Below are 24858 nucleotides of genomic sequence, written 5' to 3'. Positions count from 1 at the left end.
GCCGACTGGACTTCGGGATGCGTCGCGATCCACCAGCCGATCAGCACGCCCAGCAGGGTGGAGAGCAGTGCCGTCGGTATCCACCAGCGGCGGCTGCGGTAGACGGCGGCCGGGAAGCCCACGGTGAAGAAGCGGGCCGCATCGCGCCAGCTCGCACGGCGGGTGCCGGTCACGGTCGCCCGGGCCCGGGCCACGAGCTGCGTGAGCCGGCCGGTGAGCACCGGGTCGGGGCTGCCGGACTGGACCAGGGAGAGGTGCGTGGCGGTCCGCTGGTACAGCGAGACGAGCTCATCGGCCTCGGCGCCGGTCAGCCGGCGGCCGCGGCCCAGCAGTTGTTCGAGACGGTCCCATTCCGCCCGGTGGGCCGTGACGAAGACGTCGAGATCCATGCGGTTGCCGCTCCCCCTGCCCCTGGCCCTGCTGCCGGCCGTTCTTCGGCGCTACTTCTTCCCGGGTCAGCTTGGCAGACTGGGTGATCGAGGGGTGGGTCCGGTCACGGGAAGGGTGTGCAGCGGTGAGCGATCTGGTGACGGGGGACGCGGTCGTCCTGGGGCTGAGGCCCGCACGGCTACCGAGCCGGGCGCTGGCCTTCGTCCTCGATCTGTTCGTGTACGTCACCGGCTATCTGCTGGTCTCCGTCGCGCTGACCTACGCGACCGCCTCCCTGGACGACGCCGCGCAGGCCGCGGTCGCCGTCGCGAGCTTCCTTCTGGTGCTCGTCGGCATACCGATCGCGGTGGAGACGCTCAGCCACGGGCGGTCGCTCGGCAAGCTGGCCTGCGGGCTGCGGGTGGTCCGGGACGACGGCGGCCCGGTCCGGTTCCGGCACGCGCTGGTCCGCGGGGCCATGGGGGTCGTGGAGCTGCTGCTCACCTTCGGCTCGGTGGCGTGCATCGCCTCACTGGTGTCGGCGCGGGGGCGACGGCTCGGGGACGTCTTCGGGGGGACGCTGGTCATACGGGAGCGGGTGCCGGTGACGCACGCGATGCCGGTCCCGGCGCCGCCGCCGTGGCTGGCCGGGCGGTTCACGGCGCTGGACCTGTCGGCCGTGCCGGAAGGGCTGTGGCTGGCGGTACGGCAGTACCTGACCCGGATGCACCAGCTGGACCCGCAGGTGGGGGCCGCGATGGCGGCGAAGCTGGCGGACGACCTGGTGGCGCGTACGGGGGCGCCGGCACCGGCCGGGGTGCCCGCGGCCGCGTTCCTGACGGCGGTGGTGCACGAGCGGCAGTCGCGTGACGCGGCCCGGGCGTTCGCCGCGGGGCCCGGCGCGCCGGGGGTCCCGCCCGGCGGGGCGGCGGCGGGGGCGCCCGGTGCGTTCGGTGCGTTCGGGCCGCCCGTGGTGGCGTCCGCGGGTCACGCGCCTGCACCTGCGCCTGCCGCAGCCCCCGCCCCGGCGCCCGCGCCGGCAGCCGGGCCGATGCCCACCCCCGCGCCCGCGCCCGTGGCGCCGTCCGGTGGCGAACCGGTGCGGAAGACGGGCTTCGCCCCGCCCGCATAGGGCTGTCGGCGGGGCCGCCTACGCTGCCGCCATGTCAGTCAACATCGATCTCGCATTCGACGTCACCGGTGTCGCCGACGAGCCGCAGGCCTGGGCGGTCGTCCGGGCCCTGACGCAGCTGATGTACGAGGAATGCATGGAGAACCAGGTCACCCTGGGCGTGGCCGTGGACGACGACGGCGCGTACTTCGTCTCCGGGGAGTCGGACTTCCCGCTGTGCGTCTCACGTTCCTACCTCTGGCGGCCGGCGTTCGAGAAGTCCTTCGCGGCCACTGTCGCCGCGGTCGCGCCGGACGCGCAGCCCGTGGTGCGGTGGGGGTTCCCGGACGAGGAGCAGTGACCGGGGCAGGGGAGCGGCGCCGGCTCGGTCAGGCCTCCGGTGGGAACACCGACGGCGGGGTCTCCAGGTGTTCGAGCTCGATGCCGGGGGCCGACAGGACCACGTCCCCGGCCAGGTGGACGGTGTGCACCTCGCCGGTGTCCAGGGCCGTGACCCGGTACTCGTCCACGACGAGCGGCCCGCTGTCCGTCGCGTGTTCCGTACGCCCCACGAGGGCCCACGCCTGGTCGACCGTACGGGGCGCCAGCACCGGGTCGGTGAGGGCGACGAGCCGGACCCTGGTGGCGGGCGCGCCGAGCGCGGGGCGCAGCAGGCGGGCGGTGGCGACGAGGAAAGCGGGCGAGGTGCCGGTGAAGGCAGCCGCGCGGACGTTGCCCTCGGTGGCCGCGGTGCCGGCGGGGTCGGAGCGGACCCAGGTGACGCCGTCGATGGCGGCGCCCCGGACCTGCCAGCTCGCGGCGTTGACTTCGAGGCGGATGGGTCGGCCGAGTTCGTCGACGGCGAGGTCGACCGAGCCGCGGTGATCGCCGTCGGGACCGGTCAGTTGGGAGACGTAGCGCCAACCGGAGGGGCCCGGGGCACAGTTGAAGTGCTCCTCGCCGAGCGGGGTGCCGTCGTGGGGGTCGTGGAGCGAGTAGCGGCCGCGGGGCATGGGCGGGGTCCTTGCTGGCTGGCGTGCGTGCGTGCGCACACATCCGTGGGGTGGTACGGGGCAGGCCCCCGGCACGGGTGCCGGGGGCCTGCCTCGGTGCTGCGGATCCGCGGGGACCTGCGGCGGTGGATCAGTAGCGGTAGTGGTCCGGCTTGTACGGGCCGTCGACGTCGACGCCGATGTACGCGGCCTGCTCCGGGCGCAGGGTGGTCAGCTTGACGCCGAGGGCGGCGAGGTGGAGGCGGGCCACCTTCTCGTCCAGGTGCTTGGGCAGCGTGTACACGCCGATCGGGTACTCCTCGGGCTTGGTGAAGAGCTCGATCTGGGCCAGCGTCTGGTCCGCGAAGGAGTTCGACATCACGAACGAGGGGTGACCGGTGGCGTTGCCCAGGTTCAGCAGACGGCCCTCGGACAGCACGATCAAGACCTTGCCGTCGGGGAAGGTCCAGGTGTGGACCTGCGGCTTGACCTCGTCCTTGACGATGCCCTCGACCTTGGCCAGACCGGCCATGTCGATCTCGTTGTCGAAGTGGCCGATGTTGCCCACGATCGCCTGGTGCTTCATCTTGGCCATGTCCGAGGCCATGATGATGTCCTTGTTGCCGGTCGTGGTGATGAAGATGTCGGCGGTCTCCACGACCTCGTCCAGGGTGGTCACCTGGTAGCCGTCCATCGCCGCCTGCAGCGCGCAGATCGGGTCGATCTCGGTGATGATCACCCGGGCGCCCTGGCCGCGCAGCGACTCCGCGCAGCCCTTGCCGACGTCGCCGTAACCGAACACCACGGCGGTCTTGCCGCCGATGAGGACGTCGGTCGCCCGGTTGATGCCGTCGATCAGCGAGTGGCGGCAGCCGTACTTGTTGTCGAACTTCGACTTCGTCACCGCGTCGTTGACGTTGATCGCCGGGAAGAGCAGGTTGCCTTCCTGCATCATCTCGTACAGGCGGTGGACGCCGGTGGTGGTCTCCTCGGTGACGCCGCGGATGTCGGATGCCAGCTGGGTCCACTTCTGCGGGCTCTCCGCCAGGGTGCGGTTGAGGAGCGTCAGGATGTGGCCGTACTCCTCGGAGTCCGCCGTCGACGGGTCCGGGGCTTCGCCGGCCTTCTCGAACTCGACGCCCTTGTGGACGAGGAGGGTGGCGTCACCACCGTCGTCGAGGATCATGTTCGGGCCGCCGGTGGGGGTGTTCGGCCAGGTCAGCGCCTGCTCCGTGCACCACCAGTACTCCTCCAGCGTCTCGCCCTTCCAGGCGAAGACGGGAACGCCCCGCGGGTCCTCCGGGGTGCCGTTCGGGCCGACGGCGATGGCGGCGGCCGCGTGGTCCTGGGTGGAGAAGATGTTGCAGGAGGCCCAGCGGACCTCGGCGCCGAGGGCGACCAGGGTCTCGATCAGGACGGCCGTCTGCACGGTCATGTGCAGGGAGCCGGTGATGCGGGCGCCGGCCAGCGGCTGCGCCTCGGCGTACTCCCGGCGGATCGACATCAGACCCGGCATCTCGTGCTCGGCCAGGGTGATCTCCTTGCGGCCGAAGGCGGCAAGGGAAAGGTCTGCGACCTTGAAGTCCATGGGTGCTGCTCCTCATGGTTTCGAGAGGTGGGTACGGCTGAGCCGCGCATCGCCTGGGGCGGTGCACCGAGCACTCAGTCCGTCGGGGGCCCTCTCTCCCCTCGGCCGGTCGTGAGGACCGCCCGACCGCCATCAGCAGCGACGCCTGACACTGATGTCGAATCTACACCGATCAACGGTGCGTGCCCCAGTGGGTCGGTTAAAGAGCCCGGTGCCGTCCGGCCCTGGGGGGCGGGACGGAGATGCACGGATCCGGGCCCGGGTTCCGTACGCTTCCGGCCACCACACTTATGCGGAAGGGCGGATTCATGGGGCGCGGGCCGGGGCGGGGACTGGGGATCTGGGCGAGGGTGCTGCTGACGCTGGGGACGGTGATGGTCGCGGCGCCGGCGGTGTGGGTGCTCGCCCTGAACCCGCAGACGGTCCGGGGGTATTCGGTGCCCTCGGAGAGCATGTACCCGACGTACCGGCCCGGGGACACCGCCTACTTCGCGCTGGGCGACGCCGGGGAGCTGGGGGTCCGGCGCGGGGACGTGGTGCTCTTCGACGCTCCCGGGTGGCGGCTCGGCGGTCCGGGGATCAAGCGCGTGGTGGCGCTCGGGGGCGACCGGGTCTCGTACCGCACGGGTGACGCGGCGCTGCAGCTCAACGGCAAGCCGTTGGAGGAGCCGTACCTCAAGGACCGGCGGCTGCCGGCGGCGGTCGCCTTCGAGGTCACGGTGCCGCAGGGGCGGGTGTTCCTGATGGGGGACAACCGCGGGAACTCCCTGGACTCCGCGTTCCGCACCGCCGACCCGGGGCACGGCTCCCTGCCGCTGTCGGCGGTGACCGGCAGGGCGGTGGAGCGGCCGACGGCGCTGATCGTGGCCGGCGGCGTCATGTTCGCCGGGTTCGCGGTGCTCCTCGTCGGCGGCGGTCTCGGGGCCGGCGCGTGGGCGGTCCGGCGGCGGGCCCGGCGGCGCGGGGCGGGTGCGGTCCCGGAGCCGCGGGTGCCGACGGCTCCGACGGCTCCGACGGCCTGAACCGCGTACTCGCCCCGGGTACGGCGGAGCCCCCGCAGCGCAGGCTGCGGGGGCTCCGCCGTACCGGTCGGTCAGCGGGGGCCGGGGCCGCCCGGGGTGGCGGCCGGGTCGTCGCCCGCGGCCGCGGCCTCCGCGCTGTAGACGTCCGGCTCCAGGTAGATCACGCGGGCGATCGGGACGGCCTCGCGGATCCGGGCCTCGGCCGCGTCGATCGCGGCGGCGACCGTCACCGCCGAGTCCTCGTGCCGGACGGCGATCTTGGCGGCGACGAGGAGCTCCTCGGGGCCCAGGTGCAGGGTCCGCATGTGGATGAGGCCGGTGACGGTCTCTCCGTCGACGACGGCGGACTTGATCTTCTCGATCTCCTCCAGGCCCGCGGCCTCGCCGAGCAGCAGGGACTTGGTCTCCACGGCGAGGACGACCGCGATCAGGATGAGCAGGGTGCCGATGGCGAGGGTGCCGATGCCGTCCCAGACGCCGTCGCCGGTCAGCAGGGCGATGCCGACGCCGAACAGGGCGAGCACGAGGCCGACCAGCGCGCCGAGGTCCTCCAGGAGGACGACCGGCAGCTCGGGGGCCTTGGCCCGCCTGACGAACTGGCGCCAGGTCAGGCTCCCGCGGATCTCGTTCGACTCCTTGATCGCCGTGCGGAAGGAGAAGCCCTCCGCGACGATCGCGAAGAACAGGACGCCGATCGGCCAGTACCAGTCCTCGACCGGGTGCGGGTGCATGATCTTCTCGTAGCCCTCGTAGAGGGCGAACATGCCGCCGACCGAGAACAGGATGATGGAGACCAGGAAGGCGTAGATGTAACGCTCGCGCCCGTACCCGAAGGGGTGTTGCGGCGTCGCCTCGCGCTGGGCCTTCTTCCCGCCGAGCAGCAGCAGGCCCTGGTTTCCGGAGTCCGCCAGCGAGTGGACGCTCTCCGCGAGCATCGACGACGAGCCGCTGAAGACGAAGGCCACGAACTTGGCTGCCGCGATGGCGAGGTTGGCGGCGAGTGCCGCCACGATCGCCCTGGTACCGCCCGACGCACTCATGGGTGCCTGATGTCCCTTCCTCGGTACGGCGGCCCCGGCCGGGGCGCCGCGCTACGGCCGCACATTCTTGCAGCCGCCGCCACCGGCTCCGGTCCGGCGACCGGCCTCAGAGGACGACGGTGGCGCGGTAGACGGTGCCCGTCCCGGCCAGCTCGGTCCGCTCGGCCGCCGGCACGAACACCGACTCGCCGGGGGCGAGGTCGAGTTCACCGGCCCTCGGGCGGCCCGCCGTGCACAGCAGGATCTGCGGGGCCCCCGCCGGCAGGGGGCGGGGGGCGGCACCGGGGGCGAGGACGAAGCGGGAGAGCCGGAACTCGTCGATGGGGGTCTCGTAGACCTCCTCGCCGTTGCCCTCGGGGCGCAGCACGGCCGGGTCGCCGGGTTCGAAGCGGACGATCCGCAGGAGTTCGGGGACGTCGACGTGCTTGGGGGTGAGTCCGGCGCGCAGCACGTTGTCGGAGTTGGCGAGCAGTTCGACGCCGAGGCCGGCGAGGTAGGCGTGCGGGACGCCCGCGCCGAGGAACATGGCCTCGCCGGGCTGGAGTCGGACGTGGTTGAGCAGCATGGCGGCGATCACGCCCGGGTCGCCGGGGTGGTGGTGGACGAGGGTCGCGTACGGGGTGTACGGGCCCCCGAGGCGTTCGGCGGCGGCCGCGGCCTCGGCGACGGAGTGGGCCATCTCGGCGCGGTCGGCGGTGAGTACGGCGGTGAGCATCTCGCGCAGGGCCGCTTCCTCGGGGTGGGCCCGGAGCAGGTCCACGTACGGCTTGAGGGAGTCGACCTCCAGGCCGGCGAGGAGCCGGGCGGCCTCCAGCGGCGGGCGGAACCCGCACAGCCCCTCGAAAGGGGTGAGCGCGCAGAGCATCTCGGGCTTGTGGTTCGGGTCCTTGTAGTTGCGGTGGGCGGCGTCCACGGGGATGCCGCGGCGTTCCTCCTCTGCGTAGCCGGCGCGGGCCTGCTCCTGGTCGGGGTGGACCTGGAGGGAGAGCGGGGCGCCGGCGGCGAGGACCTTGAAGAGGAAGGGCAGGCGGGGGCCGAACTTGGCGACGGCGGCGGCGCCGAGTTCGCGCTCGGGGTCGGCTGCGATGACGTCCGCGAGGGTGGTCTCGCCGGCGCCGCGGTCGAGGCGGGAGGGCGCGCCGGGGTGGGCGCCCATCCAGAGCTCGGCCTGCGGCTCTCCGGTGGGCTCGGTGCCGAGGAGTCCGGGAATCGCGGTGGTCGATCCCCAGGCGTAGGGGCGGATCGTGTTCGTCAGGCGGTCCATCTTCGTCCGTCTTCCTGGCTGATGGGCCGGCACGGGACCGTGCTCAGCCGTGTCCCCGGGTGGCCGCCAGTGCGAGGTAGGCCGTGGCGAAGTCCGTGACGGCGAGGAGTTCCGCGAGCTGTTCGAGCTCGGCGCCCTCCTCGGGTTCGAGCTCGCTGATGGCCGTGTCGTGGCTGAGGGCGAGTTCGCGGGCGGCCGGGGCGGCGGAGAGTCCGCCGGTGGGCCGGTCGCGCAGCAGGACGATGCGGGCGCGGAGGGCTTGTGGCTCCTCGACCCGGTCACGGAAGAAGTCCTCGGGGTCGGCGCCGGCCGCGAAGGATCCGGCGAGCAGCACCCCGTGGGCGGGCAGGGCCTCGGGCAGGTCGGCGGCGAGGGCGGGGCGGCCGGCGAGCTCGGCGAGGGTGGCGGCGAAGCGGCGGCCGGCGGGGCCGGCTCCGGCGCCCTCGCTCCAGATGAGCGGTAGGGAGTCGGCGAGCTCGGCGGCGAGGGTCTTGGCGGGGTTGGAGTAGGTGGCGATGGCCGGGCCGCAGCGTTCGGCGATGTGGTCGAGGCGGTCGGCGACGCGCTGGAGGGTCTCGGGGGCGGCGGTGATGAGGCCGACCTTGTCGAGGAGCAGCAGGAGCGGGGTGAGCAGGGCCCACAGGGCGCCGGGGCCGGCGGCGGCGGACTCGTCGAACTCCTGGTAGGGGGCCTTGGCCATGGGGACGAGCAGGCCGTGGGCGGCGTCGACGGACTCGCTGAGCGGGGACCGCTCGGGGGCGACGGCGACGACGGTGCAGCCGCGCCGGTACGCCTGCTCGGCGAGGAGGGCGAGGCCCGGCTCGGTGCCGTCGGTGGTGGTGATGAGCAGCAGGTCGACGGAGCCGGCCCAGCCGGGCAGGGTCCAGCGCAGGGCGCCGGGGGCGTGGGCGACGCCGGTGGGGTGCAGCCGGGTGACGGGGGCGGAGGCCCCGGCGAGGGCGCCGAGGAGGTCGGCCACACCGGTGGCGGCGGTGCCGGGGCCCGCGATGAGCACGGCGCGGGGCCGGCCGTCGGGGCGCAGGTCGGCCAGCCCGGCCTCGGTGGCGTGCCGGGCTGCGGTGCGGACTCTGGCCCCGGCCTCGGCGGCTCCGCGGAGCAGGCCGCGGCGGTCGGCGCGGGCGAGCTCTTCCGGTGCGTCGAGGAGCGACTCGTCGAGCATGGCGGCCTCCGGCTGGTTCAGAAGGGCGGGCGACTCGGTTGCTCGGGCGCCCGGCGCTGCGACGGGCGCCCTGTGCGTCGTACGGCTGGTGCGTACTCAGGCGGGGCGGCGGGCCTCGTCCACGAGGAGGACCGGGATGCCGTCGCGGACCGGGTAGGCGAGGCCGCAGTCCCGGCCGGTGCAGATCAGCTCGGGAGCCGTCTCGTCGGCCGACTTGTCCTCCAGGGGAGAGTGGCAGGCGGGGCAGGCGAGGATCTCCAGAAGGCCGGCTTCGAGCGGCATGGGGCGCTTCCCTTCGAACATGCGGATTGGGCGAGGTCAGCGTACCGCCGGGCCGCGTCTCGCGCGGCCCGGCGGTGGCGTGGTGCTCAGGCGCGGACCAGGGCGAGGACCTCGTCGCGGATCCGGATGAGGGTCTCGGGGTCGCGGGCCTCGACGTTGAGGCGCAGCAGCGGCTCGGTGTTGGAGGGGCGCAGGTTGAACCACCAGTCGGCGGAGGTGGCGGTGAGACCGTCCAGCTCGTCGACGGTGGTGCCGTCGGCGCTGCCGTACGCGGCCTTGACGGCGGCGATGCGGCCGGCCTGGTCGGCGACGGTGGAGTTGATCTCTCCGGAGCCGGTGTACCGGTCGTAGGAGGCGACGAGGGCGGAGAGGGGGCCCTCCTGGCCGCCGAGGGCGGCGAGGACGTGGAGGGCGGCGAGCATGCCGGTGTCGGCGTTCCAGAAGTCCCTGAAGTAGTAGTGCGCCGAGTGCTCGCCGCCGAAGATGGCGCCGGTGCGGGCCATCTCCTCCTTGATGAAGGAGTGGCCGACGCGGGTGCGTACGGGGGTGCCGCCGTGTTCGCGGACGACCTCGGGGACGGACCAGGAGGTGATCAGGTTGTGGATCACCGTGCCGGTGCCGCCGTTGCGGGCGAGCTCTCGGGCCGCGACGAGCGCGGTGATCGCGGAGGGCGGGACTCCCTCGCCGCGCTCGTCGACGACGAAGCAGCGGTCGGCGTCGCCGTCGAAGGCGAGGCCGAGGTCGGCGCCCTCGGCGCGCACGCGGGCCTGGAGGTCGACGATGTTCTTCGGGTCGAGCGGGTTGGCCTCGTGGTTCGGGAAGGTGCCGTCGAGCTCGAAGTACAGGGGTACGAGCTCCAGCGGCAGGCCGTCGAAGACGGTGGGGACGGTGTGGCCGCCCATGCCGTTGCCCGCGTCCACGACGACCTTCAGGGGGCGGATCCCGCCGAGGTCGACGAGCGACTTGAGGTGTTCGGCGTAGCCGAGGAGGGTGTCCTGCTCGGTGACGGTGCCGGGGACGGCGTCCCCGGGGGCCGCGGGGAGGCCTTCGTCGGACCACTTCTCGACGAGTTCCCGGATGGTCGCCAGGCCGGTGTCCTGGCCGACGGGGGCGGCGCCGGCGCGGCAGAGCTTGATGCCGTTGTAGCGGGCCGGGTTGTGGGAGGCGGTGAACATCGCGCCGGGCAGGTCGAGCTTGCCGGAGGCGTAGTACAGCTGGTCGGTGGAGCACAGCCCGATCAGGGTGACGTCGGTGCCGCGGGCGGCGGCGCCGCGCGCGAAGGCGGCGGACAGGCCGGGCGAGGAGGGCCGCATGTCGTGGCCGACGACGATCGCGGTGGCGCCGGTGACCTCGACGAAGGCGGCACCGAACAGCTCGGCCAGCGATTCGTCCCACTCGTCGGGCACGACGCCGCGTACGTCGTACGCCTTGACGATGTTCGAGAAATCTGCGGCCACTGACTGCCTGCCCTCCTGGAAGGTACCCGTGCGGTGGGCCCAACCTACCGTGCAGGGGACCGGCCGATCGGGCCGCGGTGGCCAGGTGGCACCGGGGGTCCGGGGGCGCGGCGGCCAGGGGCGTACGCGGTCAGGGGCGTCGCGAGGGGGCGGCGCCCGTCAGGAGTCGGGGGAGCGCAGCACCCGCAGGTGCCCGCGGCGGGTCTCCCCGCCGGACCCCGGGCCGCCCTGGGCGCCGCCACGGCCGGCCTCGGCGGCTCGGTCGTGCGGGCGGGCCGCCTCGCGGACGGCGTTGGCCAGCGCTTCGAGGTCGTCACCGCTCGGGCGGGACGGGCCCGACCCGTCGGTCAGGCGCACGACGTCCCAGCCGCGGGGTGCGGTCAGGCGCTCGGAGTGCTCGGCGCACAGGTCGTAGCAGTGGGGTTCGGCGTAGGTGGCGAGCGGGCCGAGAACTGCGGTCGAGTCGGCGTAGACGTACGTCAGGGTCGCGACGGCAGGGCGGCCGCACGCGGTGCGCGAACAGCGACGTACAAGGCTCACGACGTTGGACGGTACCGCACTCTTGACCGGGCCGCGACGACTCTCCCGCCCGTCACTCCCCCGTGTCGCCTCCCCGAAGGGGCCCGGCGGCCCTCGAAACGCCCCGGTCGGAGCCCGTTTCGGGGCTACGCTGCGGGGGTGACCGACAGCCCCGTGCCGCCCCGCGCACCGCACCCCGCCGAACCCCCCGCCGAGCCGCGCGTCCGCCGCCGCGACCGGCACGGGCGGGGGATGCGGGGTCCGGTGGCGCCGCCCCAGGTGCCGCTGGCCGCCAGCCGGGCCGAGCTCTTCGGTGACCTCGTACAGGAGTCGGTGGAGCGGCTGGAGCGGCGCTGGCCGCAGCTTGCGGACGTGGAGTTCCTGGTCGCGGACGTGCCGGGGCCGCCCGGCGGGCCGGACGGCGGCTGGAACGACGAGGCGGTGCCGCTGGGTGCGCTGTCGGAGCCGTCGGGCCCGGGCCGGCCGGCGCGGATCGTGGTGTTCCGGCGGCCGGTGGAGATCCGGTCGAAGACGCGGGACGACCGGGCGCTGCTGGTCCACGAGGTCGTGGTCGAGCAGGTGGCGGAGCTGCTGGGGCTGTCCCCGGAGACGGTGGACCCGCGGTACGGCCAGGACTGACGCCGGACCGTACCGCGCCCGCCCGGCTAGCGGGTGAGGACCGTGAGGTCCTGCACGGCCTTCGGTACCGGGACCATTCCGCGGTCGTCGGACAGGGTCTGGACGGTGAACATCACGATGCCCTCGTGGGGCAGCGTCAGGGTGCGGGCCGCGTGGACCGGGCCGCCGGAGAGGGTCTCGACGGTCAGCGCGTAGGCGCCCTTCGCCCCGCCGGGCGCCAGGGAGACGGTCTGCGTGCTGCCCGCCTTGACGCTGACCTCCTTGGTGGCCGGCTCGCCCGCCTCGGTTCCCGGCGAGGCCGTGACTTTCACCTTCGCGTCGGCCCCGACCGCGGTCAGCGACAGCACGCTCGCGTTCTCGTCGGCCCGGTTGTCGGCCACGGTCGCCCGCGCCCCCACCGGTGCGGCGGCCGGGACGAAGGCCATCTCCTGCTTGGCGCCGCTGCCGCGGACCACGCGCAGCGCCGCGACCACCGGTACGGCCTTCTTCGGGTCGGCCGGGGCCAGCAGCAGCGAGCCGGCCTCGCCGCGGGTGACGTCCTTGAGGTCCACGCCCGCCGTCATGCCGGCCTTGAGGTGCAGCCGCTCGTTGCCGGCCGGGCTGATCGGGCCGTTCGGGCCGGCCAGCTTCACGGTGAGGTCGGCGTCCTCCTCGCCGGGCGCGAACGCGACCAGTTTCACGGAGGTGGCGTCCGCCGGGATGCCCGGCAGCACGTGGGCGGCGGCCGGGTCGGCGGAGGCCGCCAGCCAGTCCGCCCCGACGTTCTCCTCGCCTGCCTGCAGGGAGGCGCCGACGCGGCCGGCGCGGGTGGTGACGTGCGCGGTGAGGTCGGCGAGCTCCTTGCCGGGGGCGAGGGAGGCCAGCGACACCGCCTTGGTGGAGCGGGGGTCGACGCGGATGTTCTCGCTGACGCCGGTCTCGTCCTTGACCGCCCCGTCGGGCCCGAACATCTTGATGTCGATCACGGCCGCGGTGTCGTCCGGGTTGGTGAGGTGCAGGTAGTCCTCGCGCCCCTTGGCGGTGCTTGCGCCCGGGAACCAGAAGTCGGTGCCGGGGGTGGTGCAGCCGACGCCGAGCAGGCCGCGGGACCGTCCCACCGACACCTTGGTGGTCTGCTGCGCCGTCCAGCCGGGGGCGAGGACGCCGTCGGCGATGCCGGCCAGGCCGGGGGCCTCGGCGCCGGAGGCGGTCGCCCCGGCCGGCTTGCCGCGCTCCTTCAGCTCCAGGACGGGCTTGGCCTCCTTGGTGGCGCCGAGCAGCCGGGCCGAGCCCTTGCCGCCGCCGGCCGCGCCGGGGGTGATCGCCGTGTACGTCGTCTCGGCGATGTCGGAGCTGCTGGGCGCCGGGCAGACCAGCGCGGACCGCTCGACGGGCATCCGGGCCGCGGCCGTGGTGCGGTCGTCGGCGGCCGGGGCGGCGGGCGCGGTGAGGTGGGCGAGGCCGGCGAAGGCGGCGAGGGCCGCGGCGGCGGCCGCCAGCGTCAGGGGGGCGCGCTGCTTCACTGCTGGTGGCTCCCGTCGGGACGCTGGTCGTGCTGTCCGTACGCGTCGTACTGCTGCTGCTCGTACGGGTGCGGGTACGGCTGGGCGTGGGGCTGGTGGGGCTGCTGGGTGTGCTGGGGCTGTGGGGGGTAGGCCTGGTGGAGGTCGTGGGCCTGGGGGTCGTAGCCCTGCTGGTACGGGTACTGCTCGTAGCCGGTGGCCTGGGCGGGGACGTACGGCTGCTGCGGCCGGTCCGGCTGCCCGTAGGCGTGGCCCTGGTCGCCTTGGCCCTGATCGCCGTACGGCTGGTCCCCGTACGGCTGGTCGCCGTACGACTGGTCCGCGTACGACTGGTCGCCGTACGACTGGTAGGCGTAGGCGTCCTCGCCGTACGCCGGCTGCGCAGGGATCGCCGCGTACGGGTCGGCCACGGCGCCGGCGGGCTCGGCCGCGGTGCCGGCGGCGGCCGGGGCGGCCGCCCCGTCGGTCTCGGCGCGCAGACGGCGGGCCCGACGGCCCTCCCCGGCCTCGCCGGGGGCGGGCCGGTCGGCGGCGGCCTCCTCGTCGGGCAGGTCGTCGTCGAGGCTGGCCCGGCGGCCGGGCAGGGCCATCACGAGCAGCAGCAGGGCGAGCCCGCCCTGGGCCCAGTGCCAGGCGGTCCGGGGGAAGGAGTCCTCGTGGACGAGGTCGAGGCGGCCGCCGGCGGCCGGCAGTTCGAAGCCCTGGGCCCAGCCGTCGAGGGTCTTGGCCCCCAGCGGCTTGCCGTCGAGGGTGGCCCGCCAGCCGGGCGCGGCACGGTCGGCGATGCGCAGGACGCGGCCCGCCTCGCCCGCCGGGATCCTGGTGTGGGCCTCGACGGGGCCGGAGGCCACCGGGATGGGGGCCTCGCCCGGCTTGCCGGAGACGATGACGGCGCGGGCGACCTGCCGGTCCACCCGCCACAGGGCGCTGCCGTCGAGCTGGCTGAGCCGGCTCAGGCCGGGGGTGGTGTCGAGGACCTTCCGCATCTGCTGCGGGGCTCCGTCGCGGACCAGGACGTAGCGGATGCCGTACCCGCTGAGCTGGTCGCTCTGGTCGGCTCCGGAGCCGGCGACGAGGCTGGAGACGACCTTGTCGAGGGCGGGGGTGCTGCCGGCCCCGGCGGCGAGTTCGGCGTCGCCGAGGCTGCCGCCCGAGCCGCGGACGAGGGCGTAGGACACGGTGGCGGGCGAGCTGCCGCCGAGGACGAGGGTGCGGGCCTGGTCGCGGGTGCTGCCCTCTTCGGCGACGAAGGCGGGGACCTGGACCGGGTCGCGCCGCTCCAGCGGGCCGGCGGCCCCGGAGACCATCCAGCCGGCCGCGCCCAGCAGCGGGCCGGCGGCTGCCGCGAGGGCGATCAGCGCGGCTGCGGGCTGGCGCCAGCCGAAGCTGCTGGCGGCGACGCGCTCCTTGGCCCCGTCCGCGCCGACGGCGGCGGCGGCGAGCAGGGCGAGCCCGTACACGAGGACGGCGGGTCCCGCCCAGCCCGTGCGGTTGAGGACGACGGCCAGGGCCAGCGCGGCCAGGGCGGCGGCCCAGGCGGCGCGGACGGCGAGCCGCCGCTCGGTGCGCAGCAGGGCGGCCAGGGCGGCGAGGACGACGCCGAGGAGCAGCAGACCGCCGGCGGTGCGGGGGCCGCCGGGGCTGAGGCCGACGAGGTCGAGGGCGGTGGCCCGGCCGGCGGCGCCGGGGAGGCCGGCCTCGTCCAGGAGCCGGGCCGGGTGCAGGAGCAGGCCCAGGGACCAGGGGGCGAGGACGAGGAGCGGGACGGTGAGGGAGGCGAGCAGCCGCAGCCCGTACGCCTTCCACTCGGCGCGCCGGCGGACCGCCGCGGCGGCGGCGAGGACGGCGGCCAGCAGCCAGACGACCGGGGTGAAGGCGGTGGCCAGGGTCAGCAGGAGGGTGTACGTCCACACCGCGCGCCGGCCGCCGCGCTGCGCGGGGGCGGTGGTGCCGGAGTCGGGGGCACCGGCGGGCGCGGGGTCGGCGAGGCCGAAGGCGGTGACGGCGGAGCGGGCGATGAGCGGGAGCAGGATCGCGAGGACGGCGGTGCCGAGGCGGCCGCCGGCGAGGGCTCCGGTGACGGCGGGCAGGAAGGCGTAGGCGACGGCGGCCCAGGCGCGCAGCAGCCGGGAGTCGACGAGCGGCCGGGCGGCGAAGTAGGCGGTGAGTCCGGCGAGCGGGACCGAGCAGACCAGCAGCAGGGTCAGGGCGGCGTCGGTGGAGCCGAGGAGCAGGGTGGAGAGGGCTCCGAGGACGGCGAGGTACGGGGGTGCGCCGGCGGTGGAGCCGACGCCGACGGGCTGCCAGTCGCGGGTGTAGCGGTGCCAGAGGTCCAGGCCGCTGTCGGGGGCGGGCAGCAGGGCGCCGCCCATGAGGGAGCCGCCGCCGAGGAGGCCGCGGCAGGCGATGACGGAGACGAGCAGGAGGAGGGCGAAGAGGGCGGGCGCGGGGTTGCGGGCGATCCGCTTCAGGCGCGCGAACTGTTCGACGTGGAGGTAGTCGGCGTCCTCGCCGCCGGGTCCGGATTCGACGGCTCCGCCGTGCCGGCCGGCGGCGGCGCCGTCGGTGTCGCGGCCGGAGCCGAGGTATCCGGCGAGCTGTTCGGCGCCGGCGCGCACGGTGGCGCCGGGCGGCGGGAACAGGGGGCGCAGTTCCTTGGCGGGGACGGCGGGGCGGCCGCGCCGGCGGCGGGCGCCGAGGAGGCGGCCGGGGCGCAGCAGCGTGGCGAGGAGGCCGGTGAACTCGTCGACGGCCTGGCCGGGGGCCTTGCCGACGAGGTAGCCGAGGGTGCGCAGTACGGTACCGGCGACCAGGCGCAGCAGCACGTACGGCAGGGCCCGGCCGGAGCTGTTGGCGAGCAGCGTGTAGACGGCGCCGGCCTTGTCGACGCGGTGCGGTCCGACGGCGCTGCGGCCGGCGCAGTCGACGGTGCGGCGCTCGCGGGCGGCGGCCTCGGCGTGCCGCAGGACGGCGTCGGGGGCGACGAGGACGGTGTGGCCGGCGCTCTGGGCGCGCCAGCACAGGTCGACGTCGTCGCGCATGAGGGGCAGGCGGCGGTCGAAGCCGCCGAGGTCGTCGTAGACGTCGCGGCGCACGAGCATGCCGGCGGTGGACACGGACAGGACGTGGCGGACCTGGTCGTGCTGGCCCTGGTCCTGTTCGCGGCGGTCGAGGCCGGTCCAGCGGCGGCCGCTGCGGGCGATGGTGACGCCGGCTTCGAGGAGCTGCTTGTTGTCGTACCAGCCGCGCAGCTTGGGGCCGATGACGGCGGCGTCGGGGTTCTCCTCGGCGACGCGCAGCAGTTCGGTGAGGGCGTCGGGCTCGGGGGCGCTGTCGTCGTGGAGCAGCCAGAGCCACTGGACGGGTTCGCCGTGGGGGAGGTCGGGGAGGTCGTAGGTGTCGTCCCGCCAGGTGCGGCTGACGGGGTCCCAGCCGCTGGGGCGCTTGAGGTAGGGGAGGTCCTCGGGGGTGAGGGTGCCGGCGGAGCGGGCGGCCTCGTCGACGGCGGTGCCGAATCCGGTGCGGCGGGCGAGGTGCAGGACGCGGTCGTCGCCGAGGGCCTCGGCGAGCAGGCGGGCGGATTCGTCGGCACTGCCGGTGTCGGCGGCGACGTGGTTCTGCGCGGGGCGCTCCTGGCCGAGGAGCCCGGCGAGGGTCTTGGGGAGCCAGCGCGCTCCGTCGTGGGCGACCAGGACCGCGGTGACGACGTGCCGGGGGAACTGGGGGGTGGCGTCAGCCTGGTAGGAGGCCGTCGACTGGCTGTGCAGGGACATCGCTCTACTGGCCCTCCGGCCTGGGGGTCCCCCCGGGCGCGGGAGGAGGGTCCGGGGGTGGTGTGCCCTCGGAGGCTGCTGGACAGCGCCCCACACTAACGGCTGGGAACACGCCGGTCCGCCTCCTGCGGGGAAGGTGCAGGAGGCGGACCGTGTGGTGTGCTCTTGGTGTTGTTTTCCGTGCGGCGGGAGCGGTCAGACGGCGGCTTTCTTCAGGCGGCGGCGCTCGCGTTCGGACAGGCCGCCCCAGATGCCGAATCGCTCGTCGTTGGCGAGGGCGTACTCGAGGCATTCGGAGCGGACTTCGCAGGCGAGGCAGACCTTCTTCGCCTCGCGGGTGGAGCCGCCCTTCTCGGGGAAGAAGGACTCGGGGTCGGTCTGAGCGCACAGGGCGCGCTCCTGCCATCCGAGCTCTTCGTCCGCTTCCTCGACCAGCAGTTCCTGAAACAGCTCGGTCATGTGCGCCCCTCGCTCTGTCTGTGCATCCCCGTGGTGGCGTCGTTACTCATCGCTACGTAACGACACGAGTGAAATTACAAGTGGGGGGCTCCAGCCCAGTCAAGCTGGGATCTGCTATTGGGGCCCTTATTCACTCTGCGGAACCAAGGCTATGCAGAAAGTGATCAAATCGCCAAAAATCGTGACACATGCCACTGGTGTCCGACTACGCCCACTTCACCCGCAACCGACGCGACGCCTCATGGACCGGTTGCAATCCGGCCACAGAAGCGGCGCAGATCACATTCCGGTCACGAGTTGGCATCGCACGTTTGAACAGGGCCACAGCGGGACTTGCAGCGCCATCTCCCCGGTCACGGGGTGCACAAACCTTTCTCCGACCGTGTTAACCGGATCAGATGAACCTTTTCCGCCAAACCGGTCATTGGGTTGACAGTCCGGCCCCCCAGCCGGTCTCCTTGTCCCCATGTCAGAGACCGCAGCCGCCAACCGGACCCCCGTTCGTGGGTTCCTGCGCGCTGCCCAGGTCCGCTGTTGCTGTTGCAGCTGTTGATGCCCTGGGAGCCCCCGGCTCCCCTGAGCTCCGGCCACCTCCGCAGCAACCGCCAGCACTCCTGACATCTCCCGAGGACCCCGCAATGCGCATCCCCGCACCCGCCGCTTCCGCTTCCGCTTCCGTTCCGGCCACTGCCGCCGCGGCCCCCGCTGCCGCGACGGCCGACGACCGCCCCCCGGTCACGGAGAGCGACCTCCAGATCGCCGGCGACATCCTCGCCGTCCAGCACCTGCTCCAGCCCGCCCGCGAACACCCCTCCACCCTCTCCGAGTTCGTCGGCCTCGCCCGCTCCATCGCCGAGGACCGCGCGAGCTGGCAGCACCTGGTCCGCTACGACGCCACCACCCGCTGGTACCACCGGCTGCGCACCGGCCCCGGCTACGAGGTGTGGCTCCTCAGCTGGGTCCCCGGACAGGGCAGCGGCCGGCACGACCACGGCGCCTCCTCCGGCGTCCTGACCGTCCTCGACGGCACGCTCACCGAGCACAGCCCCCGCGGCGCCCTCACCCTCCGGGCCGGCGCCCAGCGCGTCTTCGCCCCCGGTTACGACCACGAGGTCGTCAACGACGGCCTCGACGGCGCCGTCAGCCTGCACGTCTACTTCCCCGGTCTGACCGAGATGCCCATGCACCACTGCTCCCCCGCCCGGCCCGAGGCCCTCCCCGTCTGACGGAGCACGCCCGGCGGACCGCGGCTGACAGACTGTCCGCATGCGCATTGTTGTTCTGGCCGGCGGCATCGGCGGCGCCCGTTTCCTCCGCGGACTGAAGTCGGCGGTCCCCGACGCGGAGATCACCGTCATCGGCAACACCGGTGACGACATCCACCTGTTCGGGCTCAAGGTGTGCCCCGACCTCGACACCGTCATGTACACCCTCGGCGGCGGCATCAACGAGGAGCAGGGCTGGGGCCGCGCCGACGAGTCCTTCACCGTCAAGGAAGAACTCGCCGCCTACGGGGTCGGACCGTCCTGGTTCGGCCTCGGAGACCGCGACTTCGCCACCCACATCGTCCGTACCCAGATGATCGACGCCGGCTACCCGCTGAGCGCCGTCACCGAAGCCCTCTGCGACCGCTGGCAGCCCGGCGTCCGGCTGCTGCCCATGTCCGACGACCGGGTCGAGACCCACGTCGCCGTCACCGACGCCGGCACCGGGGAGCGCCGCGTCATCCACTTCCAGGAGTACTGGGTCCGGCTGCGCGCCTCCCTCGACGCCGAGGCCGTCGTACCCGTCGGGGCCGAACAGGCCAAGCCCGCACCGGGCGTCCTGGAGGCCCTCGCCGAGGCCGACGTCATCCTCTTCCCGCCGTCCAACCCGGTCGTCTCCGTCGGCACCATCCTCGCCGTACCCGGCGTCCGCGAGGCCGTCGCCGCCGCCGCGGCGCCCGTCGTCGGCCTCTCCCCCATCGTCGGCGGCGCCCCCGTGCGCGGCATGGCCGACAAGGTGCTGGCCGCGGTCGGCGTCGAAGCCACCGCCGCCGCCGTCGCCCGGCACTACGGCTCCGACCTCCTCGACGGCTGGCTCGTCGACACCGCCGACGCGGACGCCGTCGCCGAGGTGGAGGCCGCCGGGATCGCCTGCCGGGCGGTACCGCTGATGATGACCGACCTCGACGCGACCGCCGAGATGGCCCGCACCGCCCTGGCCCTCGCGGAGGCGGCCAGGTGACCGCGCCCTCGCCGTCGCCCGTGCCCGAGCCGTCGAACGCGCCCTCGCAATCGCCCTCGTACGAGGTGTGGGCCGTGGCCGGAATGCCGGAGGTCCGGCCCGGCGACGACCTCGCCCGACTCGTCGCGGACGCGGCGCCCGGACTGCGGGACGGCGACGTCCTGCTCGTCACCTCGAAGATCGTCTCCAAGGCGGAGGGCCGGATCGTCCGGGCCGACTCGCGTGAAGAGGCCATCGACGCCGAGACCGTACGGGTCGTCGCGCGCCGTGGCCCGCTGCGGATAGTCGAGAACCGGCAGGGCCTGGTCATGGCCGCCGCCGGCGTCGACGCCTCCAACACCGAACCCGGCACCGTACTGCTGCTGCCCGAGGACCCCGACGCCTCCGCCGCCGCGATCCGCGCCGGGCTGCGGGAGCTGCTCTGCGTCGACGTCGGCGTCATCGTCACCGACACGTTCGGGCGGCCCTGGCGGGCCGGCCTGACCGACGTGGCCATCGGCGCCGCCGGCGTACGCGTCCTCGACGACCTGCGCGGCGGCACCGACGCGCACGGCAACCCGCTCAGCGCGACCGTCGTCGCCACCGCCGACGAACTGGCCGCCGCCGGCGACCTCGTCAAGGGCAAGGCCGAGGGGCTGCCGGTGGCCGTCGTACGCGGGCTCGGGCACGTCCTCGGCGAAGGCGCCAGCGCCGCGCAGCTGGTGCGGCCCGCCGCCGAGGACATGTTCCGCCTCGGCACCTCGGAGGCGGTACGGGAGGCGGTCACGCAGCGCCGCACCGTGCGGGCCTTCACCGCCGAACCGGTGGACCCGGCCGCGGTCCGGCGGGCCGTCGCCGCGGCCGTGACCGCCCCGGCGCCGCACCACACGACGCCGTGGCGGTTCGTCCTGGTGGAATCCGAGGGCGCGCGGCGCGAACTGCTCGACGCGATGCGGGACGCCTGGATCGAGGACCTGCGGCGCGACGGCAAGAGCGAGGAGTCGATCGCGAAGCGGGTGCGGCGCGGCGACGTGCTGCGGAACGCGCCGTACCTGGTGGTGCCGTGCATGGTGATGGACGGCGCGCACACGTACGGGCACGCGCGGCGGGACGCGGCCGAGCGGGAGATGTTCGTGGTCGCGACCGGCGCCGGCGTGCAGAACTTCCTGGTCGCGGTGGCCGGGGAGGGGCTGGGGTCGGCGTGGGTGTCGTCGACGATGTTCTGCCGGGACGTGGTGCGCAAGGCGCTGGGGCTCCCGGAGGACTGGGACCCCATGGGGGCCGTGGCCGTCGGGCGTGCGGCGGAGGCGCCGCGCGAGCGGGCCCCTCGCCCCGCGGACCCCTTCATCACGATCCGCTGACCCGCCGCGGCCCCCGCACGGCGCGGGGAAGCGGGCCCGGTTCGCACCCCGCGGGCCGCGGGCCCGACCGCGGGCCCGGGCCCGACCGCGGGCCGCGGGGGGCAGGGCGCGCAGTTCCCCGCGCCCCTGGAGCACCGCCACCGACTCGTAGGCGCGGGGCGGCGCTCGTCAGAGGTGGGCGATGTCGTTGCGGTACATCCTGGGGGCGCGGCGGGGTGGCGTGCGGCCGGCCAGGAGGATCAGACGGGCCGCGCGGTGGCGCTGGCCGGCGTACGGCGCGAGCAGTTCGAGCATGGTGGCGTCGTCGGCGTCCCGGTCGCCGGCCAGGGCGTAGCCGATGATGCCGGGCAGGTGCAGGTCACCGGTGGTGACGGCGTCCGGGTCGCCGTTGCTGCGCTGGAGGGTCTCCGCGGAGGTCCACGGGCCGATACCGGGCACCGCCTCCAGCCGGGCGGCGGCCCGCCCCGGCGGCATGGCGGCGGCCTCCTCCATCCGGGCCGCCACCCGCGCGGCCCGGACGATGGTCCCCGAGCGCTTGGCGTCGACCCCGGCCCGGTGCCAGTCCCAGGACGGGATCAGCGCCCAGGTCCGGGCGTCCGGCATGACGTACAGGTCAGCGGCGGTCCGCGGGCCGGGGGCGGGTTCCCCGTGCCGGCGCACCAGACGGCGCCAGGAACGGTAGGCCTCGTCGCTGGTGACCTTCTGCTCCAGGACGGTCGGGATCAGCGACTCCAGCACCAGCCCGGTACGGGTCAGGCGGAGGCCGGGGCGGCTGCGGTGGCTGGCGTGCACCAGGCGGTGGCGGGGGACGAAGGCCGACGGGTCGTCGTCGGCCCCGAGGAGGCCGGGCAGGCCGTCGAGCATCCACTCGGCGCCGGGGCCCCAGGCCTCCGCACGGACCGTGCCGGTGGTGCGGTCCACGGCGACGCGCAGTGTGGCGGGGCCGAGGGGGGTGCGGCTGGCGCGCCAGACGGAGCCGTCGGCGGTGACGCGGAAGGTGGGGTCGTGGGGGCCGCGGCGCAGCGGGCCGAGGGTGAGGCCGAGGTCCACGGGGCCTTCGGGGGCCCATGCCCGGTGGAGGGCCGCGGCCGTTGCCGGGGGGCCGCCGGGCGCGGGGACGGGGGCGCTGGTCGCGGGGACGTCCGTGCGGCCGCCGCGTACGGCGGCGCGGGTGAGGGGATCGAAGCGGCCGGCCATGCCAAGAGCGTATCGCCGCCGCCGGGTGTCCCCGCGAGCCGCGGGTGGCCGAGCGCGCAGTTCCCCGCGCCCCTGAGGCATCCGACGCCGAGGCACGAGGGGTAGCGCCCAGGGGCGCGGGGAACTGCGCGGGCACCCACCCACGACCCACACACACAGGCGCGGGGAACTACGCGACAGGCCCGCGGCCCGTGTCTCCAACGCCGCGGCACAGGGGGGTGCCGACAGGGGCGCGGGGAACTGCGCGAGCAGCCGCGCACGACCCGCAGACGCGCACCGCACCTGCGGCCCGTCCGGGGCCGGCGCAGCCAAGGGTGCCCGCGGCCCGGGGAGGCGTGCCCCGGGTTCCGGGGCGGCGGGCCGCGGGGCGGGGCGGCTCAGCGGCCCTGGAGTCGGGCCGCGGTGGTGCGGGTCGGCGGGAGCTGGCCGTACAGGAGCTTGCCGGGGCATTCCGTGGCGAAGCCGTCCCGGTGCCCGGAGATCACGTTCATCTTCACGCTGCTGCCCTTGGCGTACAGGTTCCCGCCGCCCGACTTCAGGGTGGTCGTGGCCCGCGGGTCCCGGTTGAACAGCCCCAGCTTCCAGGCCGTGAGCGCGGCCACCGACTGCACCGCGGCCGCCGGCGGGGCGGTGGTCGTGAAGGTGCCGAGCACCGCGATGCCCATGCTGTCGGTGTTGAACCCCATGGTGTGCGCGCCGAGCACCGGCCTGGCGACTCCGCCGGCACGGCCCTCGTACACGGTGCCGCACTTGTCGATGGCGAAGTTGTAGCCGAAGTCCCGCCAGCCGGCGCTGACCACGTGGTAGCGGTACAGGCTGCGCAGCACCGCCGGGGCGTCCTTGCAGTCGTAGTTGTTGCCGGAGGCGGTGTGGTGGACGAAGGCCGCCTTGACGGTGCTCGTGTACACGAACTCCTTCTCGCGCAGCGATTCGTCCGCGCCCCAGCCCAACCGGGTGACGATGCCCGGGCGCGGGCCGATGTACGGCGGGCTGCTGAGGGCGCCGTCGACGGCGATGACCGCGTCGGCGATGGTGTCCTGCCGGTTGAGGGGGGCGATCTCCTTGGCACCGAGCGGGGCCAGCGGCACGTTGGCGGAGGAGGCCTCCGCCGTGGCCAGCGACATGCCGGGCTGTGCCACGGGGTCACCCTTGTCGTCCTCGACCGGGGTTCCCGCGGTCCCTGTTGTCCCTGTTGTCCCTGCGGTGTCCGTGGTGCCTGCGGTGTCCGTGGTGCCTGCGGTGTCCGTGGTGCCTGTAGTGCCCGCCGTGCCCGTGCCGCTCGTGGTGTTCTTGCCGTCGCCGGGGAGCGACGGGGTCCCCGCGCCCGGGTCGACGAGTTCGATGCGCAGGCCCGACGGGAGGCGGGCGGCGTTCCCGGAGCGCGTGGCGGCGGGCGGGGCACCTGGTTCCGCTTGGACGCGCACCTCGATCCCGTCGGAATCGCCGACCCACAGCGGGGCGGTGCTGCCGCGGAGCCGGCCGCTTCCGCGTTCGACCGCGCCGAGGTCGGGGGCGTGCTCGCTGTTGTGGGTCTCGATGTCCTGCCAGTCGGACCAGGCACCGGTGCGTGCGGAGCGGGTGCGGACCTGGACGCGGCCGTAGAGCTGGCTGCCGGCGTCGTCCCAGACGACACCGACCAGCGAGAACCTCTCGACCTCGCGGGCGGCCAGCCCCCTGGCTTCGGGCAGGCGCGGCGAGGTGCTCATGCCGGGAATGCCGGGCGAGCGGTCGGCCGCGGGCCCGAGGGGGGCGAGCGGCAGGGACTGGGTGGAGCCGGCGGGGGCCGCGGAGGACGCGGAGGACGACTCCGCCAGGGCCGGGGTGGGCAGGGCGAGCGGCAGGGCGAGGGCGGCGGCGGTCGCGACGCCGACCGCGGAAGCAAGGAATCCACGCATGCAAGCGATGTTGGGCACGCGCACCACGAACCGCCATCGGAGAACTGACGGACCGTCTGCTCGCCGCCGGGTGCGGCTCCCCCGGACGGGTGAGCCGCGGACCGCCGTACGGGCGAGGGGCCCCGCGTACGCTGTGGCGGGTGAACGCATCTGACCGCACCCCTGCCGACCTGCTGCGATCCGCGCTCGCCGCCGATCCGGGCCGCCCCCTCGTCACCTTCTACGACGACGCCACGGGCGAACGCGTGGAATTGTCCGTCGCCACCTTCGCCAATTGGGTGGCCAAGACCGCCAACCTGCTCCAGGGCGACCTCGGCGCCGAGCCCGGTGACCGGCTCGCGCTGCTGCTGCCCGCGCACTGGCAGAGCGCCGTGTGGCTGCTGGCGTGCGCCTCGGTCGGGGTGGTCGCCGAGGTGGGCGGGGATCCGGCGGACGCCGACCTGGTGGTGAGCGGCCCCGACACCCTGGAGGAAGCGGCCGCCTGTTCAGGCGAGCGGGTCGCGCTCGCGCTGCGGCCGCTGGGCGGGCGGTTCCCGCAGCCGCCGGCCGGGTTCGCGGACTACGCGGTGGAGGTGCCGGGGCAGGGCGACCGGTTCGCCCCGTTCGTCCCCGTCGACCCGGAGGGGCCGGGGCTGGCGGTCGGCGGCGAGGAGCTGTCGTACGCGGGACTGGTCGGCCGGGCCCGCGAGGACGCGGCGAAGCTCGGGCTGGAGCCGGGGTCGCGGGTGCTGTCCGGGCTGGGCTATGACACCTGGGACGGACTGTCGGCGGGACTGTTCGCGGCTCTGGCCGCGGGCGGGTCCGTGGTGCTGTGCCGCCACCTGGACCAGTTGCCGGCGGAGGGCCTGGCCCAGCGCACCGAGGCGGAGCGGGTCACCCACACCGTGCGGTGAGCATCCGCGCCGACCGCCCCAGCACTGCCGCGAGGGGGCCGATCTTTCACCCGTTCGGGTCTGGACAAGGGGCCGCCCCCGGGCCGCCTCCCGGCCCCGGGGGCAGGATC

Annotated in this window: 22 protein-coding genes (1 of these 22 running past the window's edge); 8 read left to right on the top strand and 14 right to left on the bottom strand. The window is 74.7% G+C overall.

What is annotated here, in order from left to right; all coding sequences use genetic code 11:
• Positions 1 to 389 carry the beginning of a stage II sporulation protein M gene (locus tag ACSHWO_RS20920; RefSeq protein WP_438313738.1) on the bottom strand. Its footprint begins 619 nt before the window's first position, so only the first 389 of its 1008 coding nucleotides appear in the window; it begins with the start codon at positions 387 to 389; the stop codon falls past the left edge of the window.
• A 125-nt stretch (positions 390 to 514) separates the two neighbouring features.
• On the opposite strand from ACSHWO_RS20920, the gene ACSHWO_RS20915 reads away from it, so the two are divergent.
• A complete protein-coding gene (locus tag ACSHWO_RS20915; protein WP_438313735.1) occupies positions 515 to 1501 on the top strand; it encodes an RDD family protein in 987 nt (328 codons plus the stop codon).
• Positions 1502 to 1532: 31 nt separating this feature from the next.
• Entirely contained in the window at positions 1533 to 1841 is a 309-nt protein-coding gene (locus ACSHWO_RS20910) for a hypothetical protein (protein ID WP_361100160.1), read from the top strand.
• Positions 1842 to 1869: 28 nt separating this feature from the next.
• Here the strand turns inward: ACSHWO_RS20910 and ACSHWO_RS20905 are convergent, their stop codons facing one another.
• Both ACSHWO_RS20905 and ahcY read right to left on the bottom strand, forming a co-directional pair.
• Positions 1870 to 2493, bottom strand: coding sequence for a hypothetical protein (locus tag ACSHWO_RS20905; RefSeq protein ID WP_385844560.1), 624 nt, complete (start codon positions 2491 to 2493; stop codon positions 1870 to 1872).
• Between the two features lie 130 nt (positions 2494 to 2623).
• Positions 2624 to 4060: an adenosylhomocysteinase gene (gene ahcY / locus ACSHWO_RS20900; RefSeq protein ID WP_404240844.1), complete on the bottom strand. Its 1437-nt coding sequence runs from the start codon at positions 4058 to 4060 to the stop codon at positions 2624 to 2626.
• A 350-nt stretch (positions 4061 to 4410) separates the two neighbouring features.
• Here ahcY and lepB point away from each other — a divergent pair, with 350 nt between their 5' ends.
• Positions 4411 to 5082, top strand: a complete 672-nt coding sequence (gene lepB, locus ACSHWO_RS20895) for a signal peptidase I (RefSeq protein ID WP_361100152.1) — start codon at positions 4411 to 4413, stop codon at positions 5080 to 5082.
• A 71-nt stretch (positions 5083 to 5153) separates the two neighbouring features.
• On the opposite strand, the gene ACSHWO_RS20890 is transcribed toward lepB, so the two are convergent.
• The 6 genes from ACSHWO_RS20890 to ACSHWO_RS20865 form a co-directional block, all read right to left on the bottom strand.
• A complete protein-coding gene (locus tag ACSHWO_RS20890) occupies positions 5154 to 6122 on the bottom strand; it encodes a cation diffusion facilitator family transporter (protein WP_438313730.1) in 969 nt (322 codons plus the stop codon).
• Between the two features lie 106 nt (positions 6123 to 6228).
• A complete protein-coding gene (manA, locus tag ACSHWO_RS20885; protein WP_385844574.1) occupies positions 6229 to 7386 on the bottom strand; it encodes a mannose-6-phosphate isomerase, class I in 1158 nt (385 codons plus the stop codon).
• Positions 7387 to 7429: 43 nt separating this feature from the next.
• Positions 7430 to 8566, bottom strand: coding sequence for an SIS domain-containing protein (locus ACSHWO_RS20880; RefSeq protein ID WP_361100142.1), 1137 nt, complete (start codon positions 8564 to 8566; stop codon positions 7430 to 7432).
• Between the two features lie 96 nt (positions 8567 to 8662).
• Positions 8663 to 8848 carry a Trm112 family protein gene (locus tag ACSHWO_RS20875; RefSeq protein WP_054222355.1) on the bottom strand — a complete coding sequence of 62 codons (186 nt, stop codon included), beginning with the start codon at positions 8846 to 8848 and terminating at the stop codon, positions 8663 to 8665.
• An 86-nt stretch (positions 8849 to 8934) separates the two neighbouring features.
• Positions 8935 to 10305, bottom strand: coding sequence for a phosphomannomutase/phosphoglucomutase (locus tag ACSHWO_RS20870; protein ID WP_438313725.1), 1371 nt, complete (start codon positions 10303 to 10305; stop codon positions 8935 to 8937).
• 159 nt (positions 10306 to 10464) lie between these two features.
• Positions 10465 to 10845, bottom strand: coding sequence for a DUF3499 domain-containing protein (locus ACSHWO_RS20865; protein WP_361100133.1), 381 nt, complete (start codon positions 10843 to 10845; stop codon positions 10465 to 10467).
• Between the two features lie 138 nt (positions 10846 to 10983).
• Between ACSHWO_RS20865 and ACSHWO_RS20860 the strand changes: the two genes are divergently transcribed.
• Positions 10984 to 11463 carry a metallopeptidase family protein gene (locus ACSHWO_RS20860; RefSeq protein WP_385844581.1) on the top strand — a complete coding sequence of 160 codons (480 nt, stop codon included), beginning with the start codon at positions 10984 to 10986 and terminating at the stop codon, positions 11461 to 11463.
• A gap of 26 nt (positions 11464 to 11489) precedes the next feature.
• Here the strand turns inward: ACSHWO_RS20860 and ACSHWO_RS20855 are convergent, their stop codons facing one another.
• From ACSHWO_RS20855 to ACSHWO_RS20845, 3 genes are all read right to left on the bottom strand, one after another.
• Positions 11490 to 12965, bottom strand: a complete 1476-nt coding sequence (locus ACSHWO_RS20855; RefSeq protein WP_438313721.1) for a DUF5719 family protein — start codon at positions 12963 to 12965, stop codon at positions 11490 to 11492.
• A complete protein-coding gene (locus ACSHWO_RS20850) occupies positions 12962 to 16738 on the bottom strand; it encodes a glycosyltransferase family 2 protein (RefSeq protein ID WP_438313718.1) in 3777 nt (1258 codons plus the stop codon). The genes ACSHWO_RS20855 and ACSHWO_RS20850 overlap by 4 nt, the downstream gene beginning before the upstream one ends.
• Before the next feature lie 195 nt (positions 16739 to 16933).
• Positions 16934 to 17197, bottom strand: coding sequence for a WhiB family transcriptional regulator (locus tag ACSHWO_RS20845; protein ID WP_003983763.1), 264 nt, complete (start codon positions 17195 to 17197; stop codon positions 16934 to 16936).
• A 638-nt stretch (positions 17198 to 17835) separates the two neighbouring features.
• Here ACSHWO_RS20845 and ACSHWO_RS20840 point away from each other — a divergent pair.
• From ACSHWO_RS20840 to ACSHWO_RS20830, 3 genes are read left to right on the top strand one after another with little or no spacing between them, the layout of a single operon-like run.
• A complete protein-coding gene (locus tag ACSHWO_RS20840) occupies positions 17836 to 18423 on the top strand; it encodes a cysteine dioxygenase (RefSeq protein WP_438313713.1) in 588 nt (195 codons plus the stop codon).
• 40 nt (positions 18424 to 18463) lie between these two features.
• Positions 18464 to 19423 carry a 2-phospho-L-lactate transferase gene (cofD, locus tag ACSHWO_RS20835; protein ID WP_438313711.1) on the top strand — a complete coding sequence of 320 codons (960 nt, stop codon included), beginning with the start codon at positions 18464 to 18466 and terminating at the stop codon, positions 19421 to 19423.
• A gap of 20 nt (positions 19424 to 19443) precedes the next feature.
• The gene (locus ACSHWO_RS20830) at positions 19444 to 20763 is read left to right on the top strand and encodes a coenzyme F420-0:L-glutamate ligase (protein WP_438319194.1); all 1320 of its coding nucleotides are present in this window, start codon (positions 19444 to 19446) and stop codon (positions 20761 to 20763) included.
• Between the two features lie 168 nt (positions 20764 to 20931).
• Here the strand turns inward: ACSHWO_RS20830 and ACSHWO_RS20825 are convergent, their stop codons facing one another.
• Entirely contained in the window at positions 20932 to 21960 is a 1029-nt protein-coding gene (locus ACSHWO_RS20825; RefSeq protein ID WP_438313709.1) for a DNA-3-methyladenine glycosylase family protein, read from the bottom strand.
• Between the two features lie 377 nt (positions 21961 to 22337).
• Complete coding sequence (locus ACSHWO_RS20820; RefSeq protein WP_438313706.1) at positions 22338 to 23855, bottom strand: peptidoglycan recognition protein family protein; 1518 nt, start codon at positions 23853 to 23855, stop codon at positions 22338 to 22340.
• A 140-nt stretch (positions 23856 to 23995) separates the two neighbouring features.
• Between ACSHWO_RS20820 and ACSHWO_RS20815 the strand changes: the two genes are divergently transcribed.
• Complete coding sequence (locus ACSHWO_RS20815; RefSeq protein ID WP_385844597.1) at positions 23996 to 24748, top strand: TIGR03089 family protein; 753 nt, start codon at positions 23996 to 23998, stop codon at positions 24746 to 24748.
• Positions 24749 to 24858: the final 110 nt, after the last annotated feature.

The sequence above is a fragment of the Streptomyces pallidus (ex Mingjun et al. 2026) genome, from assembly GCF_051550185.1.
Taxonomy (GTDB): domain Bacteria; phylum Actinomycetota; class Actinomycetes; order Streptomycetales; family Streptomycetaceae; genus Streptomyces.
Note: the sequence above shows the minus strand (reverse complement) of the source record. Positions and strands in the feature narration are given on the sequence as shown.

Bases quoted from the DNA above. Each gene is read 5' to 3' on its own strand.
- ACSHWO_RS20910 (WP_361100160.1), top strand. From the start codon at position 1,533: ATGTCAGTCAACATCGATCTCGCATTCGACGTCACCGGTGTCGCCGAC.
- ACSHWO_RS20905 (WP_385844560.1), bottom strand. From the start codon at position 2,493: ATGCCCCGCGGCCGCTACTCGCTCCACGACCCCCACGACGGCACCCCG.
- ahcY (WP_404240844.1), bottom strand. From the start codon at position 4,060: ATGGACTTCAAGGTCGCAGACCTTTCCCTTGCCGCCTTCGGCCGCAAG.
- ACSHWO_RS20890 (WP_438313730.1), bottom strand. From the start codon at position 6,122: ATGAGTGCGTCGGGCGGTACCAGGGCGATCGTGGCGGCACTCGCCGCC.
- manA (WP_385844574.1), bottom strand. From the start codon at position 7,386: ATGGACCGCCTGACGAACACGATCCGCCCCTACGCCTGGGGATCGACC.
- ACSHWO_RS20880 (WP_361100142.1), bottom strand. From the start codon at position 8,566: ATGCTCGACGAGTCGCTCCTCGACGCACCGGAAGAGCTCGCCCGCGCC.
- ACSHWO_RS20875 (WP_054222355.1), bottom strand. From the start codon at position 8,848: ATGCCGCTCGAAGCCGGCCTTCTGGAGATCCTCGCCTGCCCCGCCTGC.
- ACSHWO_RS20850 (WP_438313718.1), bottom strand. From the start codon at position 16,738: ATGTCCCTGCACAGCCAGTCGACGGCCTCCTACCAGGCTGACGCCACC.
- ACSHWO_RS20845 (WP_003983763.1), bottom strand. From the start codon at position 17,197: ATGACCGAGCTGTTTCAGGAACTGCTGGTCGAGGAAGCGGACGAAGAG.
- ACSHWO_RS20840 (WP_438313713.1), top strand. From the start codon at position 17,836: ATGCGCATCCCCGCACCCGCCGCTTCCGCTTCCGCTTCCGTTCCGGCC.
- cofD (WP_438313711.1), top strand. From the start codon at position 18,464: ATGCGCATTGTTGTTCTGGCCGGCGGCATCGGCGGCGCCCGTTTCCTC.
- ACSHWO_RS20825 (WP_438313709.1), bottom strand. From the start codon at position 21,960: ATGGCCGGCCGCTTCGATCCCCTCACCCGCGCCGCCGTACGCGGCGGC.
- ACSHWO_RS20820 (WP_438313706.1), bottom strand. From the start codon at position 23,855: ATGCGTGGATTCCTTGCTTCCGCGGTCGGCGTCGCGACCGCCGCCGCC.